The organism is Martinezella dioscoreae, from assembly GCF_009176305.1.
GTDB classification, from domain to species: domain Bacteria; phylum Pseudomonadota; class Alphaproteobacteria; order Rhizobiales; family Rhizobiaceae; genus Rhizobium; species Rhizobium dioscoreae.
In genome coordinates, this window is record NZ_BLAJ01000012.1 from 32,427 (window position 1) to 46,058 (window position 13,632).

At 61.3% G+C, this 13,632-nt stretch carries 16 protein-coding genes and 1 other RNA gene; 10 read left to right on the forward strand and 7 right to left on the reverse strand.

What is annotated here, in order from left to right; translation table 11 throughout:
- Nucleotides 1–80: 80 nt before the first annotated feature.
- The 5 genes from GDN47_RS27725 to GDN47_RS27745 form a co-directional block, all read right to left on the reverse strand.
- Nucleotides 81–449, reverse strand: a complete 369-nt coding sequence (locus GDN47_RS27725) for a VOC family protein (RefSeq protein WP_069613607.1) — start codon at nucleotides 447–449, stop codon at nucleotides 81–83.
- 319 nt (nucleotides 450–768) lie between these two features.
- The gene (locus GDN47_RS27730; RefSeq protein ID WP_233790157.1) at nucleotides 769–996 is read right to left on the reverse strand and encodes a hypothetical protein; all 228 of its coding nucleotides are present in this window, start codon (nucleotides 994–996) and stop codon (nucleotides 769–771) included.
- A 185-nt stretch (nucleotides 997–1,181) separates the two neighbouring features.
- On the reverse strand, nucleotides 1,182–1,868 hold the full coding sequence (locus GDN47_RS27735; RefSeq protein WP_069613605.1) for a helix-turn-helix transcriptional regulator: 687 nt from the start codon (nucleotides 1,866–1,868) through the stop codon (nucleotides 1,182–1,184).
- 12 nt (nucleotides 1,869–1,880) lie between these two features.
- Nucleotides 1,881–2,840, reverse strand: coding sequence for an NAD(+) diphosphatase (gene nudC / locus GDN47_RS27740; protein WP_152094675.1), 960 nt, complete (start codon nucleotides 2,838–2,840; stop codon nucleotides 1,881–1,883).
- Nucleotides 2,837–3,247 (reverse strand): HIT family protein, encoded by a 411-nt coding sequence (locus GDN47_RS27745; RefSeq protein ID WP_113354183.1) that lies wholly within the window; start codon nucleotides 3,245–3,247, stop codon nucleotides 2,837–2,839. Before GDN47_RS27745 ends, nudC begins: the two co-directional genes overlap by 4 nt.
- 91 nt (nucleotides 3,248–3,338) lie before the next feature.
- Between GDN47_RS27745 and ffs the strand changes: the two genes are divergently transcribed.
- The 3 genes from ffs to GDN47_RS27760 all read left to right on the forward strand — a co-directional run bounded on the left by ffs (nucleotide 3,339) and on the right by GDN47_RS27760 (nucleotide 5,805).
- Nucleotides 3,339–3,436, forward strand: an RNA gene (gene ffs, locus GDN47_RS27750) — signal recognition particle sRNA small type.
- 64 nt (nucleotides 3,437–3,500) lie between these two features.
- On the forward strand, nucleotides 3,501–5,375 hold the full coding sequence (locus tag GDN47_RS27755) for a DNA polymerase III subunit gamma/tau (protein WP_152094676.1): 1,875 nt from the start codon (nucleotides 3,501–3,503) through the stop codon (nucleotides 5,373–5,375).
- A gap of 106 nt (nucleotides 5,376–5,481) precedes the next feature.
- Complete coding sequence (locus tag GDN47_RS27760) at nucleotides 5,482–5,805, forward strand: YbaB/EbfC family nucleoid-associated protein (protein ID WP_037155519.1); 324 nt, start codon at nucleotides 5,482–5,484, stop codon at nucleotides 5,803–5,805.
- Nucleotides 5,806–5,821: 16 nt separating this feature from the next.
- Here GDN47_RS27760 and GDN47_RS27765 read toward each other — a convergent pair whose 3' ends face one another.
- Nucleotides 5,822–6,298: an Lrp/AsnC family transcriptional regulator gene (locus GDN47_RS27765; RefSeq protein ID WP_152094677.1), complete on the reverse strand. Its 477-nt coding sequence runs from the start codon at nucleotides 6,296–6,298 to the stop codon at nucleotides 5,822–5,824.
- 113 nt (nucleotides 6,299–6,411) lie between these two features.
- Here GDN47_RS27765 and GDN47_RS27770 point away from each other — a divergent pair, with 113 nt between their 5' ends.
- Both GDN47_RS27770 and GDN47_RS27775 read left to right on the forward strand, forming a co-directional pair.
- Nucleotides 6,412–6,948 carry an RBBP9/YdeN family alpha/beta hydrolase gene (locus GDN47_RS27770; protein ID WP_152094678.1) on the forward strand — a complete coding sequence of 179 codons (537 nt, stop codon included), beginning with the start codon at nucleotides 6,412–6,414 and terminating at the stop codon, nucleotides 6,946–6,948.
- A gap of 95 nt (nucleotides 6,949–7,043) precedes the next feature.
- Complete coding sequence (locus GDN47_RS27775) at nucleotides 7,044–7,655, forward strand: LysE family translocator (RefSeq protein ID WP_152094679.1); 612 nt, start codon at nucleotides 7,044–7,046, stop codon at nucleotides 7,653–7,655.
- A gap of 2 nt (nucleotides 7,656–7,657) precedes the next feature.
- On the opposite strand, the gene GDN47_RS27780 is transcribed toward GDN47_RS27775, so the two are convergent.
- Nucleotides 7,658–8,281 carry an MOSC domain-containing protein gene (locus tag GDN47_RS27780; protein ID WP_152094680.1) on the reverse strand — a complete coding sequence of 208 codons (624 nt, stop codon included), beginning with the start codon at nucleotides 8,279–8,281 and terminating at the stop codon, nucleotides 7,658–7,660.
- Nucleotides 8,282–8,338: 57 nt separating this feature from the next.
- Here GDN47_RS27780 and recR point away from each other — a divergent pair, with 57 nt between their 5' ends.
- The 5 genes from recR (at nucleotide 8,339) to GDN47_RS27805 (ending at nucleotide 13,534) form a co-directional block, all read left to right on the forward strand.
- Entirely contained in the window at nucleotides 8,339–8,944 is a 606-nt protein-coding gene (gene recR / locus GDN47_RS27785) for a recombination mediator RecR (RefSeq protein WP_113330933.1), read from the forward strand.
- Between the two features lie 23 nt (nucleotides 8,945–8,967).
- Complete coding sequence (locus tag GDN47_RS27790; RefSeq protein ID WP_371865538.1) at nucleotides 8,968–10,407, forward strand: lytic murein transglycosylase; 1,440 nt, start codon at nucleotides 8,968–8,970, stop codon at nucleotides 10,405–10,407.
- Between the two features lie 158 nt (nucleotides 10,408–10,565).
- On the forward strand, nucleotides 10,566–11,171 hold the full coding sequence (gene rimP / locus GDN47_RS27795; protein ID WP_152094681.1) for a ribosome maturation factor RimP: 606 nt from the start codon (nucleotides 10,566–10,568) through the stop codon (nucleotides 11,169–11,171).
- Nucleotides 11,172–11,234: 63 nt separating this feature from the next.
- Entirely contained in the window at nucleotides 11,235–12,845 is a 1,611-nt protein-coding gene (gene nusA / locus GDN47_RS27800; RefSeq protein ID WP_113389927.1) for a transcription termination factor NusA, read from the forward strand.
- The gene (locus tag GDN47_RS27805; RefSeq protein WP_069613594.1) at nucleotides 12,842–13,534 is read left to right on the forward strand and encodes an RNA-binding protein; all 693 of its coding nucleotides are present in this window, start codon (nucleotides 12,842–12,844) and stop codon (nucleotides 13,532–13,534) included. The genes nusA and GDN47_RS27805 overlap by 4 nt, the downstream gene beginning before the upstream one ends.
- Nucleotides 13,535–13,632: the final 98 nt, after the last annotated feature.

Genomic DNA, 13,632 nt, shown 5'->3' on the forward strand with positions numbered 1-13,632 from the left:
GGTGCTCGTCCGCCTCCATATGCGATAGCCCTGCCGCGAGCGGGGAGAGGGCTAGGGTGAGGGGCAAGCAGGGCAGAGAGTCACTTATCCGGCTCACAAACCCGAAGACGATGGCCGTCGGGATCGAGTACGACGAAAGTCGGGCCGAAATCCATCGTCGTCAGCTCCTGCGCGATCGGCAGGCCGCGTGCCTTCCAATCCCTATAGTGCTGCTCGACGGCGCCAGCGCCTTCGACCATGAAGCCCAGTTCGCCGCGATTGCCGATGGCGGAGGGCTGGGGTTCGACGCTGCTTCGGCGCCAGAGGCCGAGACTTAGACCGTTGTCGAGCGCGAAAGCCACGAAGTTCGGTGACGCGAATGCCGGCTCACGGCCGAAGAGATCGCGGTAGAACGGCGTACTTTCGCTGGGGTCCTTGACATAGAAGATGATGAGGTTGGGGCTGGTCATCTGAATAGTCCTCTTGTTTTGATGGATTTAGGGGCATGCGGCTGTAGCCCGGCGGACGGAGCTCAGCCCGCCGAGGATGGCTTTGTCTGTCATGATGAGTGCGTGCGAAGCCACGTTTCCGAAGCCTGCTGCAGCCTTCGGATCAGTGTCTTGCGCTTGAATTTCCGATTTTACCGATATCGTTATCGCAAAGTCGCGGCGAACTTCGCGTGGGATGCTCCGGGGCGGTTCAGTCTTTCGCGGAATCTCCGAACCGCCCTACCTCTTATTTCCCGCAATTCCTGACGGAAAACTGCCACGCAGTTTTCCTGGAGCTGCTCTAATACATCCGCTCTTCCTCACGGTAAGGTGCACGGCCATCGAGAAAACCGAGATCCCGCATCACGGAACTCGGCGCTTCCTCGATATCGAGACGATTCCAGCGGCGGCTGAAATAGCCAAGCGCGAGCTCAGAGAGACGAGCCGGCCATGACTGATGCTTGCCTTTAAGCGCCTCGACGCCGCCGCGATGCACATGTTGCGAAATGATGGAAACGTTGCCTGCCATGATCGGTCCTCCTTCCTGATTGGATGGACCCATCATAGCCGCATCTACTGACAGTTTCTGGCAGTAGCATCACACGGAAGCGGGTCGCGATCTTTCAGATTCGCCTCCTGTGCTTTGGGTCTTTGATTTTACGCATGTCGTTGTCGCAAAACGCTGCACACTTTTGCGCGGCATGCTTTGGCGGATCAATTGTGGACCATGCCTTCACGGGCATGCCATTCCCTGGCAAGCGCGACACGCCGGCGCGGATAGCGCGCCTCCAGCACCGCAAAATCGACGATGCGGTCGGCGCGGAAATGGCGGAAGTCCTGACGCAGCTCGCACCAGGCCATGATGATGCGGGCATTGTCGAAATAGCCGAGCGCGAAGGGCCAGATACGCCGGGTGGAAATGGCGCCGTTCACATCGCCATAGGTCAGCTGCACCATACGCTCCGTGCGGATCGCCTTGCGCATGAGGGAAAGATCGGCCTTGTCTTCGGTGACACGCCGCGTGGCAACGACCACTGCCGCCTGGTCGACCTCATCGCGAAGGTCGGCGGGCAGCACGGCGGCGATCTTGGCAAGCGCGTCGGCGCCGGCTGCTGCCAAGCGCGAATCGGTAGCGCGGGCTACCCATCGCGACCCCAGCACCAGCGCCTCGATCTCATCCTGCGAAAACATCATCGGCGGCAGCATGAAGCCGGGCTTCAGGACATAGCCGATGCCCGGCTCGCCCTCGATCATGGCGCCCTGCGACTGCAAGCTGGCGATATCGCGATAGAGCGTGCGCAGGCTGACGCCGGTCTCCTCCGCCAAAACGGCACCGCTGACCGGTCGGCGATAGCGCCGCAGCGTCTGCAACAGCGTCAGCAAGCGTTCCGAGCGGGCCATGGCACAATAGTCCTAGCGCTTCCATTCCACCCAGTCGCGCATCAGGCGATGGGCGATGGCGCCCTTGGGCGGAGATGTGTTGCCGGAGGCCGAGACGCGATCGAGCATGGCGAGCGTCTCCTCCGGAGTAAACCAGCGACAATCCTCAAGCTCGGCCTCATCCATATGGATTTCCATCGACTTGGCTTCAGCATAGCAGCCGATCATGAGGGAATGCGGCATGGGCCAGGGCTGCGAGGCGTGATAGCGCACGCGGCCGATATGAATACCGGATTCCTCGAGTGTTTCGCGGCGCACTGCATTCTCGATGGTTTCGCCCGGCTCGACGAAGCCGGCGAGACAGGAATACATGCCTGGCGCGAAGTGATGGCTGCGGCCAAGCAGGCAGCGATTCCGCTCCTCATCGATGCCGAGCATGATGACGACCGGATCAGTGCGCGGGAAGATCACATGTTCGCAGGCCGTGCAGACCCGCTTGTAGCCCCCGATGCGGCTTTCCATGACGGAACCGCACCGGCCGCAGAAACGGTTGTCACCATTCCAGCGAATGAGGCTCATGCCCTGCGCGGCTTCGCCGAGGATTTCGCCTTCCAGCAGAAGATCGCGCCAGAGCGCGCGCATGTCAGCCGGTTTGTACTGGCTGGCAAGCTCGTCTGGATTGACGCGCACAGGCACGGCAAGCCGAGGCTCGCCGGTCTTGCGATAGCCGAGGAGAACGGCCTCATCCCAATTCGGATCAAGGTCGTTCAACTCATAGCGGGCAAACAGCGGGTCCAGCACCTGGCCATCATGCTTCAGGACAAGCCGATCCTGGGCGAAGGCCAGGATGTGCGTGCCTTCCTTGGCGAGCGCCTGCTTGATCGATTCCTCGTCGCGATGCTCGGCATCCCGGTTGAGCTGGTTTTCCGCAAAAGCGGTGAGACTGCTGGCTTCCGGATGGGGCGCATCCGAGGAAAAGATGGAATGGCTCATTGTAAAAGCGTTTCCCGCAACTTGGCTATGAGGCTGTTCATGTCTTCGTCCGAATAGGGTTCCGCCTTGCCGTAGCCCCAGACGGGGCCTGGCCAGTTGGCATCACCTTCGAACCGCGCGATGACATGAACATGCAGCTGACGGACGATATTTCCAAGTGCCCCGACATTGATTTTTGTCGCAGCCGTCACCGTCTTCAGGGCGCTTGCGACCTTATCCGTTTCGAAGGTCAGCAAGATCCGGTCGAGCGGAGTCAGCTCGAAGACCTCCGATTTGCCGGGCCGGCGCGGGATGAGCACGAGCCATGGCCAGCGGCGATCCTTCATCAGCCTGACGTCGCACAGGCCAGTTATGGTGACGGAAACGCTGTCATTCGCCAGACGATCGTCGAGCGTAAACTCGTTCAAGGGGGCATCCTCCAATGTTTTATCAAATGTTTAGCAGTTTTTTTTGACCTTGGCTTGCTTTTGATGACGATATTGTCGATATGTGCATCCGGGAGGTTGGTGGTGGACGAGCCACTCGCCAACCGGGTCAGGTCCGGAAGGAAGCAGCCCTAACGAGCCCGGCACGGGTCATTCGTGCCAGCCTCCCACCCTTTCCGAAAGCAGGACCCGGCTTTCCGGGCGACAAGCAGGGCACCGGGCAATAAGCAGGGCGATGAGCGACACCGAGCGACAAGCAAAAGATGCCGCCTCGACCGGCACCGGTTACCGGGTGCTGGCCCGCAAATACAGACCCAAGGACTTCACGGACCTCATGGTCGGCCAGGAGCCGATGGTTCGCACGCTGACCAACGCATTCGAGACCGGCCGCATCGCCCAGGCCTATATGCTGACCGGCGTGCGCGGTGTCGGCAAGACCACGACCGCCCGCATCCTTGCCCGCGCGCTCAACTACAAGACCACTGACATCGATCGGCCCACCATCGACCTGCGTGAGCCTGGCGACCATTGCCAGGCGATCATGGAAGGCCGGCACGTCGACGTCATCGAGATGGACGCCGCCTCGCACACCGGTATCGACGATATAAGAGAAATCATCGAGCAGGTGCGCTACCGCCCGGTCTCGGCGCGCTACAAGGTCTATATCATCGATGAAGTGCACATGCTGTCGACGGCCGCCTTCAACGGGCTGTTGAAGACGCTCGAAGAGCCGCCCGAGCATGTGAAGTTCATTTTCGCCACCACCGAAATCCGTAAAGTGCCGATCACGGTGCTGTCGCGCTGTCAGCGCTTCGACTTGCGCCGTATCAGCGCCTCCGATCTCGTCGGGCTCTTCACCACCATTGCCGGCAAGGAAGGCATCGAGGCCGAGCCGGAAGCGCTCGCCATGATCGCGCGTGCCGCCGAAGGTTCGGCGCGCGACGGTCTGTCGCTGCTCGATCAAGCGATCGCCCATGGCAGCGGCTTCGTTGCCGCCGATGCCGTGCGCGCCATGCTCGGGCTTGCCGACCGCGCCCGCATCGTCGATCTCTTCGGCCATGTCGTCAAAGGCGATGTCTCGGCCGCACTTGCCGAATTCAACAGCCAGTACGAGGCCGGCGCCAATCCCGTCGTCGTGCTGACCGACCTTGCCGATTTCACTCATCTCGTGACCCGCCTCAAATATGTGCCCGATGCCGCCGACGATCCGTCGCTCAGCGAAGTCGAGCGCACGAAAGCGGCGGAATTCGCGCAAGGCGTGGCGGTGACGGCACTTTCCCGTATCTGGCAGATGCTGCTCAAGGGCATTGCCGAGACGGAAAATGCCTCGCGCACGGCCGGCGCCGCCGAAATGGTGCTGATCCGGCTGGCCCATGCCGCTCATCTGCCGGCACCGGAAGATGCCGCGCGCAGGCTTGCCGAATTTTCCGACGGTAATGGCGGCTCCCGCCCCTCGTCGTCTACGAGCGGCGGCAGTGGCGGCGGAGCAGTGTCCTATCAGGGCAATGCCATGGCGCGTGCCGTGGAAACGCCAGCGCCAAGACCTACGCCTTCCGCACCGGTCGCTATGCTGCGCTCCGTTCCGAATACACAGCCGGACGTGCAGCCTGTCGGCCGCATCGAGCAGAAACCGGTTGAAGCGCCGAAGCCGCTTGTGCCTGTTAATTCGATGGCCGATATCGCCGAACTTGCGAGCCAGAAGCGCGATCCGAAGATGAAGGCGCTGGTGCGTACCTTCGTGCGCCCCGTCAGGCTGGAGGCGGGAAGGCTCGATGTCAGCCTGGCACCGGGCGCTCCCGGCACGCTGCTGAATGAGCTTGCCGTCAAGCTGAAGGAATGGACCGGCATCCACTGGATCGTCAGCCTCAGCCGCGAGGAGGGCCAGCCGACGCTTGTCGAAGCAGAAGCGAACGCCCAGAAGCAGCGCGTCGCCGATGCACGGCAGGACCCCGATGTCGCGGCGATCCTGGCGCAATTTCCGGGCGCAAAGGTCATCGACGTGCGGGTGCGGGCACCCGAGACGGACGAAGAGGACGAAGCGGCTGCTCCGCCGGCAATCGCCGAATCCGTCGATGGCGATATTCTACCCGGCGACGACATCGAATTCTAAGGCTAGGATGAATGCCGACGGAACCGCTTCGGCTTGAAGCGGTTGACGACCATGACGACATATCCTGCCGCTCAAACAGAGACTTGGAGAAGAAGGACCAAAGACGATGCGCGACATCATGGGCATGATGGGCAAAGTGAAGGAAATGCAGGCGAAGATGGAGAAGATGCAGTCGGAGATCGCCGACATCCGCGTCGAAGGCAAGGCCGGCGGCGGCCTCGTCACCGTCACCGTCAACGGCAAGGGCCTGATGGTCGGCCTCAAGATCGATCCCTCGCTCTTCAAGGAAGACGATGTCGAAATCCTCGAAGACCTGATCGTCGCCGCCAACAAGGATGCTCAGGAAAAGGCTGAGGCGATCGCCGCCGAAAAGACCCGCGAGCTGACCGCCGGTCTGCCGATCCCGCCCGGTTTCAAGCTGCCGTTCTGAGGTTGGACTATTTCTTTCAGCGTGCGGCCGCCTTGCGAATGAGATCGCGGCCGATCGCCTTTATCGGTTCGTTCCGCAGCACCAGCGATGTCGTCACCACACCATGGCGGGCAATGGAATCGACGATGGTTTCAAGGTCAGCCGGTGTCGGCACGAGAACCTTGAGCAGGAAGCAATCCTCGCCAGTCAGCCTCAGGACCTCGATAATTTCGGGCATTTCCGAAAACTGCTTCAGATAGGGCCGAATATGCTCATGCGTCGTGCGCAGGCGGATGACTGCCATCATGCCGAGCCCAACGGCAGCGGGATCGATGACGGCACGATAGGCTGCAATCACGCCGCGTTCCTCCAGCCGCTTCAGCCGCTCCGATGCCGCCGGCTGCGAAAGGCCGACGCGGCGGCCGAGCTCCGATACCGAGATTCGCCCGTCCTGCTGCAGGATTTCGATGATCGATAGATCTGTCGGATCCAGTCCTCTTTCGATAGTATCCATTGCTCGCCTTCAATTCATCGGTTGGGACAAGTTTTATCCGATGGATTGCAATGTCAATCGGCATCCCGGCATGCCAGCTTTTCTCCGTGTAGAACCATGGAGAAAGGATAGAGATGCGCGACATCATCACGCTACCGGGACTGGGCGGTTCGGGAGAAAGTCACTGGCAGACATTGTGGGAACGGGACGATCCGACCATGCGGCGCTTCCAGCCGTCGAGCTGGGACAGACCGATCCTTTCGGATTGGATTGCCGCGCTCGAGCGCGAAATCTCCCTTTCGCAAACGCCGCCGATTCTGATCGCGCACAGCCTTGCGTGCCAGCTCATCGCCCATTGGGCGCCCATCAAGAAGACGGCGATCCTTGGCGCGTTCATGGTGGCCGCGCCTGATCCCAAGGGCGAAATCTATCTTGCCGAAGCCGGCAGCTTTGCCAATCCGCCACGGCAGCAGCTGCCTTTTCCGTCCCTTCTCGTAGCCAGCACCGACGATCCTTTCGGCTCCTTCGATCATGCACGTCGCAGCGCCGAAAGCTGGGGCAGCACCTTCGTCGATGTCGGGCCGCACGGGCATATCAACGCGGCATCCGGACTGGGCGACTGGCCGGAAGGCAAGGTGATCTTCGAGCGTTTTCGCGCCGAGCTTGGCTGAACATAAATCGCGTATTTGGAAAGGCCGCGCCGGAATGCTATCTCTGGCGCTCCTCTTCCAGATATCGTCTGGTCTGCCTGCTCGGAGGGAATGCGATGAGCCTGTCGACGCTGCTTGTTTTTGCCGGTGCCTTATTCATTGCGGCGGGATCGCCGGGACCGAACATAGCTGCACTTGTGGCGCGCGTGCTGACGAAGGGCGCGCGAAACGTGCTGCCCTTCCTCTCGGGCATGTGGCTCGGCGAGGCGATCTGGCTGACCTGCGCCGTTGCCGGCCTTGCGACCATCGCCGAAACCTTTCATTTGGCGTTCGTGGTCATCAAGTGGCTGGGCGTTGCCTATCTGCTCTATCTTGCCTGGAAGATGTGGTTTGCCTCCTCGGATACGACGGGAGAGGAACTGCCGGACGAGCAATCGGCAACGCGCCTTTTCCTCGCGGGCTTCACGGTTACCATGGGCAATCCGAAGATCATGGTGTTTTACGTAGCGCTGCTACCCTCGATCATCGATCTGCATGGCGTGACGATTTCGGGCTGGGCCGAGCTGGTGGCGACGATGTTTGCGGTGCTCGTCGTCATCGACCTCTCCTGGGCAATGCTGGCAGCCAAAGCCAGAACCTTCCTCAAGAGCCGCCGCGCCGTGCGTATCGCCAATCGCGCCAGCGCCGGCACCATGGCGGGCGCGGCCGTCGCGATTGCCATGCGGTGATTTTAGACTGCTGCGTCGCTTTCGATGAGCGCACGCAGCTTGTGATGAATGGGCGCCGCCAGATAGCGCGCCCGATCCTCCGGTGACAATCGCCTACCGAATGTCGCCATCATTTCCGGCATGGTCACCCTCTCGTCGGCATAGGGCAGGTAGGTGACCGGCATTTCAGCGCTCACTGTGCCGCTCGCAAGAATGCGGCAATAGATGCCGGGTCGCCTCGCCTGGATGTATCGCTTGACGAATTGCGGATCGCCCATCTTCGCCGCGAAGGTTGAGCAGGGAATGCGCGCCGAAGTCACTTCCAAAACAAGATCGCCGGCTATGAATCGATCGCCGGCGGCGACCTGGCAATTGTCCAGGCCATCGATGACGAGGTTTTCGCCGAAGGTGCCGGGCTCCAACGGCCGCCCAAGCTCGGCTGCCCACCAGTCCAGCGTCAGCGAGCCCTCGATATAAACGGCCTGATCACGGCCGCCATGATGCTTGCGATTGCAGATGGCATCACCGAGCAACCCGAGCTCATCGACCATGACGGCACCGCTGACGGCGTGCTTATTGATCCCCGTCTTCGCCTTCTTGCCCGGCAGCGTTTCAGGGGCGCCGCGGCACACGGCCAGAATTTTCATCGGTCAACCGTTCCTTCCGTGATTCCGTTCCTTGAGCATATGAGCTAAAAGCCTCCCATGGCAAAGCGAGTCACCGGCCCCGAAATCGAAAAACTCATCCAGCTCCTGGCGAAAGTACCAGGCCTCGGGCCGCGCTCTGCGCGCCGCGCGGCGCTGCATCTGATCAAGAAGAAGGACCAGCTGCTCGGCCCGCTGTCGCATGCGATGGCCGACGCTTACGACAAGGTGAAGATCTGCTCGCGCTGCGGCAATGTCGATACCGTCGACCCCTGCACTGTCTGCACCGACGATCGCCGCGACCAGTCCGTCATCATCGTCGTCGAGGACGTCTCCGATCTCTGGGCGCTGGAGCGATCAGGCGCGATGAACGCCGCCTACCATGTCCTCGGCGGCGTCCTGTCGCCGCTCGACGGCGTCGGGCCTGATGATCTCAACATTCGTGGGCTGATCGCGCGCGTCAGCGAAGGCGGCATCCGAGAGATCATCATCGCGGTCAATGCGACGGTCGAGGGGCAAACAACAGCACACTATATAACCGACCAGCTTGATGGCCTCGAGGTCAAGATCACCCGCCTTGCCCATGGCGTGCCCGTGGGCGGCGAGCTCGATTATCTCGACGAAGGCACGCTGGCGGCGGCGCTGAGGGCGCGGACGGCGATTTGATTGCTGCAATGAAGGACAGGTTCATGAGGAGAGTGCGCACCCCCCTCTGTCACTTCGTGACATCTCCCCCACAAGGGGGGAGATTGGTCGCTCGTAGCACCGTCTTCGACAAACAATTTCGCACTGCAATCGCAGAGACTTCAGACCTCCGGTATGGCGCAAAGCCCACCGTCAACAATCTCCCCCCTTGTGGGGGAGATGTCCCGAAAGGGACAGAGGGGGGTATCTCGCGGCACGTTCTGCGACTGCTCCTCCTCCTCGCCCTTCTCCCCCTCCCTGCGCTTGCCGCCTCGAAAGCCGATGTCGAAGCGCAGTTTCAAACCTGGATTCAGAAGGATCTCTGGCTGGAAGCGCGAAAGGCCGGGATTTCCGAAAAGACCTTCCAGGCCGCCTTTGCCGGCGTGATGCTGAACTGGGATCTGCCTGACCTCGAGCCGCCGGGTTTCCCGAAGCCGAAGGAGCAGGCACAGACACAGGCGGAATTCTCCTCGCCCGCCCCCTATTTCAATGAGGGACGGCTGCAGAAGCTCGCCGCGACCGGGCGGAGCCTCGCCTCGCAATATGGGCCGGTGCTGCGGCGGATCGAGAAGACCTATGGCGTTCCGGGACCGATCCTGCTTGCGATCTGGGGCCGAGAGACCGGCTTCGGCGCCGCCAAGCTGCCGAATTCGGCGGTCCAGGTGCTGGCGACCAAAGCCTTCATGTCGACGCGCAAGGACATGTTCCGCAATGAGCTGATCGCTGGGCTGCGCATCCTCGACCATGGCGATGTGACGCCGGATCAGTTCAAGGGCTCGTGGGCCGGCGCGCTCGGCCAGCCCCAGTTCATGCCGACCAACTATCTGAAATATGCCGTCGATTTCGATGGCGACGGCCATCGCAACATCTGGACCTCAGTGCCGGACACTTTGGCCTCCATAGCCAACTATATGGTTCAGAAGGGCTGGCAGCGCGGCCGTGGCTGGGGATACGAGGTGACCATTCCGCAGAATGTGTCCTGCGCGCAGGAAGGACCTGATCTAGCGAAGCCGATCTCGCAATGGGCTTCGCTTGGGATCAAGCCGGTTTCCGGCAAGGCCTTCCCGGCGGACGAAATGCGCGCCAGCGGCATGATGTTGGTCCCGGCCGGCCGCGATGGACCGGAATTCATTGTCACGCCGAATTTCTACGTGATCAAGGAATACAATAATTCCGATCTCTACGGCCTCTATATCGGCAATCTTGCCGACCGCATCGCCAATGGCAGCGGCGCTTTTCAGGAAAAATGGGGCGATGTCGGCAAGATGCTGCGCTCGGATGTCGCCAATATGCAGAAGGTTCTGGAGCACAAGGGCTACGATGTCGGCGGCACGGACGGCCTGCCCGGCTACAAAACCCGGCGCTCGATCGGTCAATGGCAGGAAAAGAGCGGCATGAAGCCCACCTGCTATCCCGATAGCTCCATGCTCGGCGTGCTGAAATAGCTGCGGAAAAGGCTTTCGGCGCGAATGCCTTGCAATTTGCCGGAAAGAGGCTTATATCCGCATCAAATTCTTGATCGTGTGATGAAGAGTGGGCCGCAAGGACCCGCTCTTTTTTATTAGCGCGATCTCCCAATGCATGAACAATGCGGAGTGAATGCTTGTCGGACGTGACAAACGCAGACAATACCAATGAACCCCGGCTGATCGTCGAAACCGGCCTTGATCAGCGCGTCGCCGCGATCATCGAGCCCGTGCTTGTGGGCATGGGCTTCCGTCTGGTGCGCGTGCGCCTCCTCAATCTGAACGGCCTGACACTGCAGATCATGACCGAGCGCAACGACGGCACCATGACCGTCGAGGACTGCGAAGAGGTCTCCATGGCCATTTCTCCGGTCCTGGATGTGGAAGATCCGATCGATAAGGCGTATCATCTCGAAGTGTCTTCGCCGGGTATCGACCGCCCGATGGTGCGAAAGTCGGATTTTCAGCGCTGGATCGGCCATATCGTCAAGTGCGAAACGTCGATCCTCGTCGATAACCGCAAGCGTTTCCGCGGCAAGATCGCCGCCGTCGACGATGACGGCTTCACGATCGAACGCGACCAGGTCGCCTATGGCGAGGAGCCCAAGGTGACCATTCCGTTCAGCACGCTGGCCGAGGCCAAGCTGATCCTGACGGACGATCTCATCCGCGACGCGCTGCGCGCCGATAAGCTGGCGAAAGCCGAGGCAGCGAACCAGAACGAAGCGGACGACCAGGAATAACCGATCAACGAACCGCCTGACGGAACGGGAAACCTAAAGGCAGGAAGACGGAGACTAAGAACAATGGCAGTCAGTGCGAACCGGCTAGAACTTCTGCAGATCGCAGATGCAGTGGCGCGCGAAAAGGTCATCGACCGCGAGATCGTGCTTGCCGCAATGGCGGATGCGATCCAGAAGGCCGCGCGCTCGCGTTATGGCACGGAATCGAATATCCGCGCCGATATCAATCCGAAGACGGGTGAAATCCGCCTCCAGCGTCTGCTCGAAGTGGTCGAAAAGGCCGAAGACTATTCCACGCAGATCCCGCTAGAACTGGCCCGCGACCGCAACCCGGACGCAGCCCTCGGCGATTTTATTGCCGATCCGCTGCCGCCGATGGATTTCGGCCGCATCGCCGCCCAGTCGGCCAAGCAGGTCATCGTGCAGAAGGTGCGCGAAGCCGAGCGTGACCGCCAGTTCGACGAATTCAAGGACCGTGTCGGCGAAATCGTCAACGGCACCGTCAAGCGCGTCGAATACGGCAACGTCATCGTCGACCTCGGCCGTGGCGAAGGCATCATCCGCCGCGACGAAATGATCCCGCGTGAAAACTTCCGCTATGGCGATCGCGTCCGCGCCTATGTCTACGACGTGCGCCGCGAGCAGCGCGGCCCGCAGATCTTCCTGTCGCGCACGCATCCGCAGTTCATGGTCAAGCTCTTCACCATGGAAGTGCCCGAAATCTACGACGGCATCATCCAGGTGAAGTCGGTCGCCCGCGATCCGGGTTCGCGCGCCAAGATCGCCGTCATCTCGAACGACTCGTCGATCGATCCGGTCGGCGCCTGCGTCGGTATGCGCGGTTCGCGCGTTCAGGCCGTCGTTGGCGAGCTGCAGGGCGAAAAGATCGACATCATTCCCTGGTCCAGCGAGCCGGCGAACTTCGTCGTCAACGCGCTGCAGCCGGCCGAAGTCGCCAAGGTCGTTCTCGACGAAGATGCGGAGCGCATCGAAGTCGTGGTGCCGGACGAGCAGCTTTCGCTCGCCATCGGCCGCCGCGGCCAGAATGTCCGCCTCGCCTCGCAGCTGACCGGTTGGGATATCGACATCATGACGGAAGCCGAGGAATCGGAACGCCGTCAGAAGGAATTCAACGAGCGTACGAACCTGTTCATGGACGCGCTCGACGTCGACGAGATGGTCGGCCAGGTTCTGGCCTCGGAAGGCTTTGCCGCCGTCGAGGAACTGGCTTACGTCGATCTGGACGAAATCTCCTCGATCGACGGCTTCGACGAAGATACCGCCCAGGAAATCCAGACGCGCGCCCGCGAATATCTCGAAAAGCTCGAAGCGGAGATGGACGAGAAGCGCAAGGCGCTCGGCGTTTCCGACGAGCTTCGCCAGATCAACGGCATGACTGCACAGATGATGGTCGCCCTCGGCGAAGACGGCATCAAGACGATCGAGGACTTCGCCGGCTGCGCCGCCGACGATCTCGTCGGCTGGAGCGAACGCAAGAACGGCGAAACGAAGAAGTTCGAAGGCCTGTTCTCCAAGCTCGAAGTCTCGCGCGTCGAAGCCGAACAGATGGTCGTGCAGGCCCGCCTGCTGGCCGGCTGGATCACCGAAGCCGATCTCGCCGCCGAAGCCGAAGAGGTATCGGAAGGTGAAGGCGAGGCCGAGCAGGAAGCATGATGAGCGCAGAGGGGCCGAAGGCCGCGCCCGAAGACGACGATCTTTCGGGTGACGGCGCAAATGGCCGTATGTGCATCGTAACACGCGAAAGCGGATCGCCGGATGAGCTGATCCGCTTCGTCGCCGCTCCGGACGGAACAGTCGTTCCGGATCTGAAGCGGCAGCTGCCGGGACGCGGATGCTGGGTCAAGATCGACCGGGCGCTCGTGGACAAGGCAGTGGCAAAGAAGTTGTTCTCCCGCGCTCTGAAGGCGGAGGTGACCGCGCCGAGCGATCTCGGCGCCACCGTCGACCGCCTTCTAGCGGCGCAACTGGCCGGGATGATGAACATGGCACGCAAGGCGGGCCAGTTCGTATCCGGCTCGTCGAAGGTGGATGGCGCCGTTCGCAACGGGTCGGCACTTGCCGTGTTCCATGCGATGAACGCCGCCGCCGATGGCGTGCGCAAGATCGATCAGGCAAGGAAGGCCTGGCATCTCGGCATGGAGACCGAAGCGGAAATACCGTCCTTCCGTGTCTTTACGGAGGCGGAAATGGACGAACTGATGGGCCAGAATGCTTTTATCCATGCCGCAGCGCTTGCAGGGCAGGCGGGTGAGGGTGTAGTGAAGCGCGCAAACCTGCTCGAACGGTACCGCAACGGCGGTCAGTCCCGGGCAACGGGCGGCGCTGGCCGGCGAAAACAATGACGCGGTCACCGGCCTTTGCCGGACGCCTCATTAAGGTACATGCATTGAACGACAGGGTCTGACGGACGTTTCCGTGCCCTGTCCGAAGGAACAGGAAC

Bases quoted from the DNA above. Each gene is read 5' to 3' on its own strand.
- recR (WP_113330933.1), top strand. From the start codon at position 8,339: ATGGCAAAGCGAGTCACCGGCCCCGAAATCGAAAAACTCATCCAGCTC.
- GDN47_RS27725 (WP_069613607.1), bottom strand. From the start codon at position 449: ATGACCAGCCCCAACCTCATCATCTTCTATGTCAAGGACCCCAGCGAA.
- GDN47_RS27765 (WP_152094677.1), bottom strand. From the start codon at position 6,298: ATGGATACTATCGAAAGAGGACTGGATCCGACAGATCTATCGATCATC.
- GDN47_RS27735 (WP_069613605.1), bottom strand. From the start codon at position 1,868: ATGGCCCGCTCGGAACGCTTGCTGACGCTGTTGCAGACGCTGCGGCGC.
- nusA (WP_113389927.1), top strand. From the start codon at position 11,235: ATGGCAGTCAGTGCGAACCGGCTAGAACTTCTGCAGATCGCAGATGCA.
- GDN47_RS27775 (WP_152094679.1), top strand. From the start codon at position 7,044: ATGAGCCTGTCGACGCTGCTTGTTTTTGCCGGTGCCTTATTCATTGCG.
- GDN47_RS27755 (WP_152094676.1), top strand. From the start codon at position 3,501: ATGAGCGACACCGAGCGACAAGCAAAAGATGCCGCCTCGACCGGCACC.
- GDN47_RS27780 (WP_152094680.1), bottom strand. From the start codon at position 8,281: ATGAAAATTCTGGCCGTGTGCCGCGGCGCCCCTGAAACGCTGCCGGGC.
- GDN47_RS27730 (WP_233790157.1), bottom strand. From the start codon at position 996: ATGGCAGGCAACGTTTCCATCATTTCGCAACATGTGCATCGCGGCGGC.
- GDN47_RS27770 (WP_152094678.1), top strand. From the start codon at position 6,412: ATGCGCGACATCATCACGCTACCGGGACTGGGCGGTTCGGGAGAAAGT.
- GDN47_RS27790 (WP_371865538.1), top strand. From the start codon at position 8,968: ATGAGGAGAGTGCGCACCCCCCTCTGTCACTTCGTGACATCTCCCCCA.
- GDN47_RS27760 (WP_037155519.1), top strand. From the start codon at position 5,482: ATGCGCGACATCATGGGCATGATGGGCAAAGTGAAGGAAATGCAGGCG.
- nudC (WP_152094675.1), bottom strand. From the start codon at position 2,840: ATGAGCCATTCCATCTTTTCCTCGGATGCGCCCCATCCGGAAGCCAGC.
- GDN47_RS27805 (WP_069613594.1), top strand. From the start codon at position 12,842: ATGATGAGCGCAGAGGGGCCGAAGGCCGCGCCCGAAGACGACGATCTT.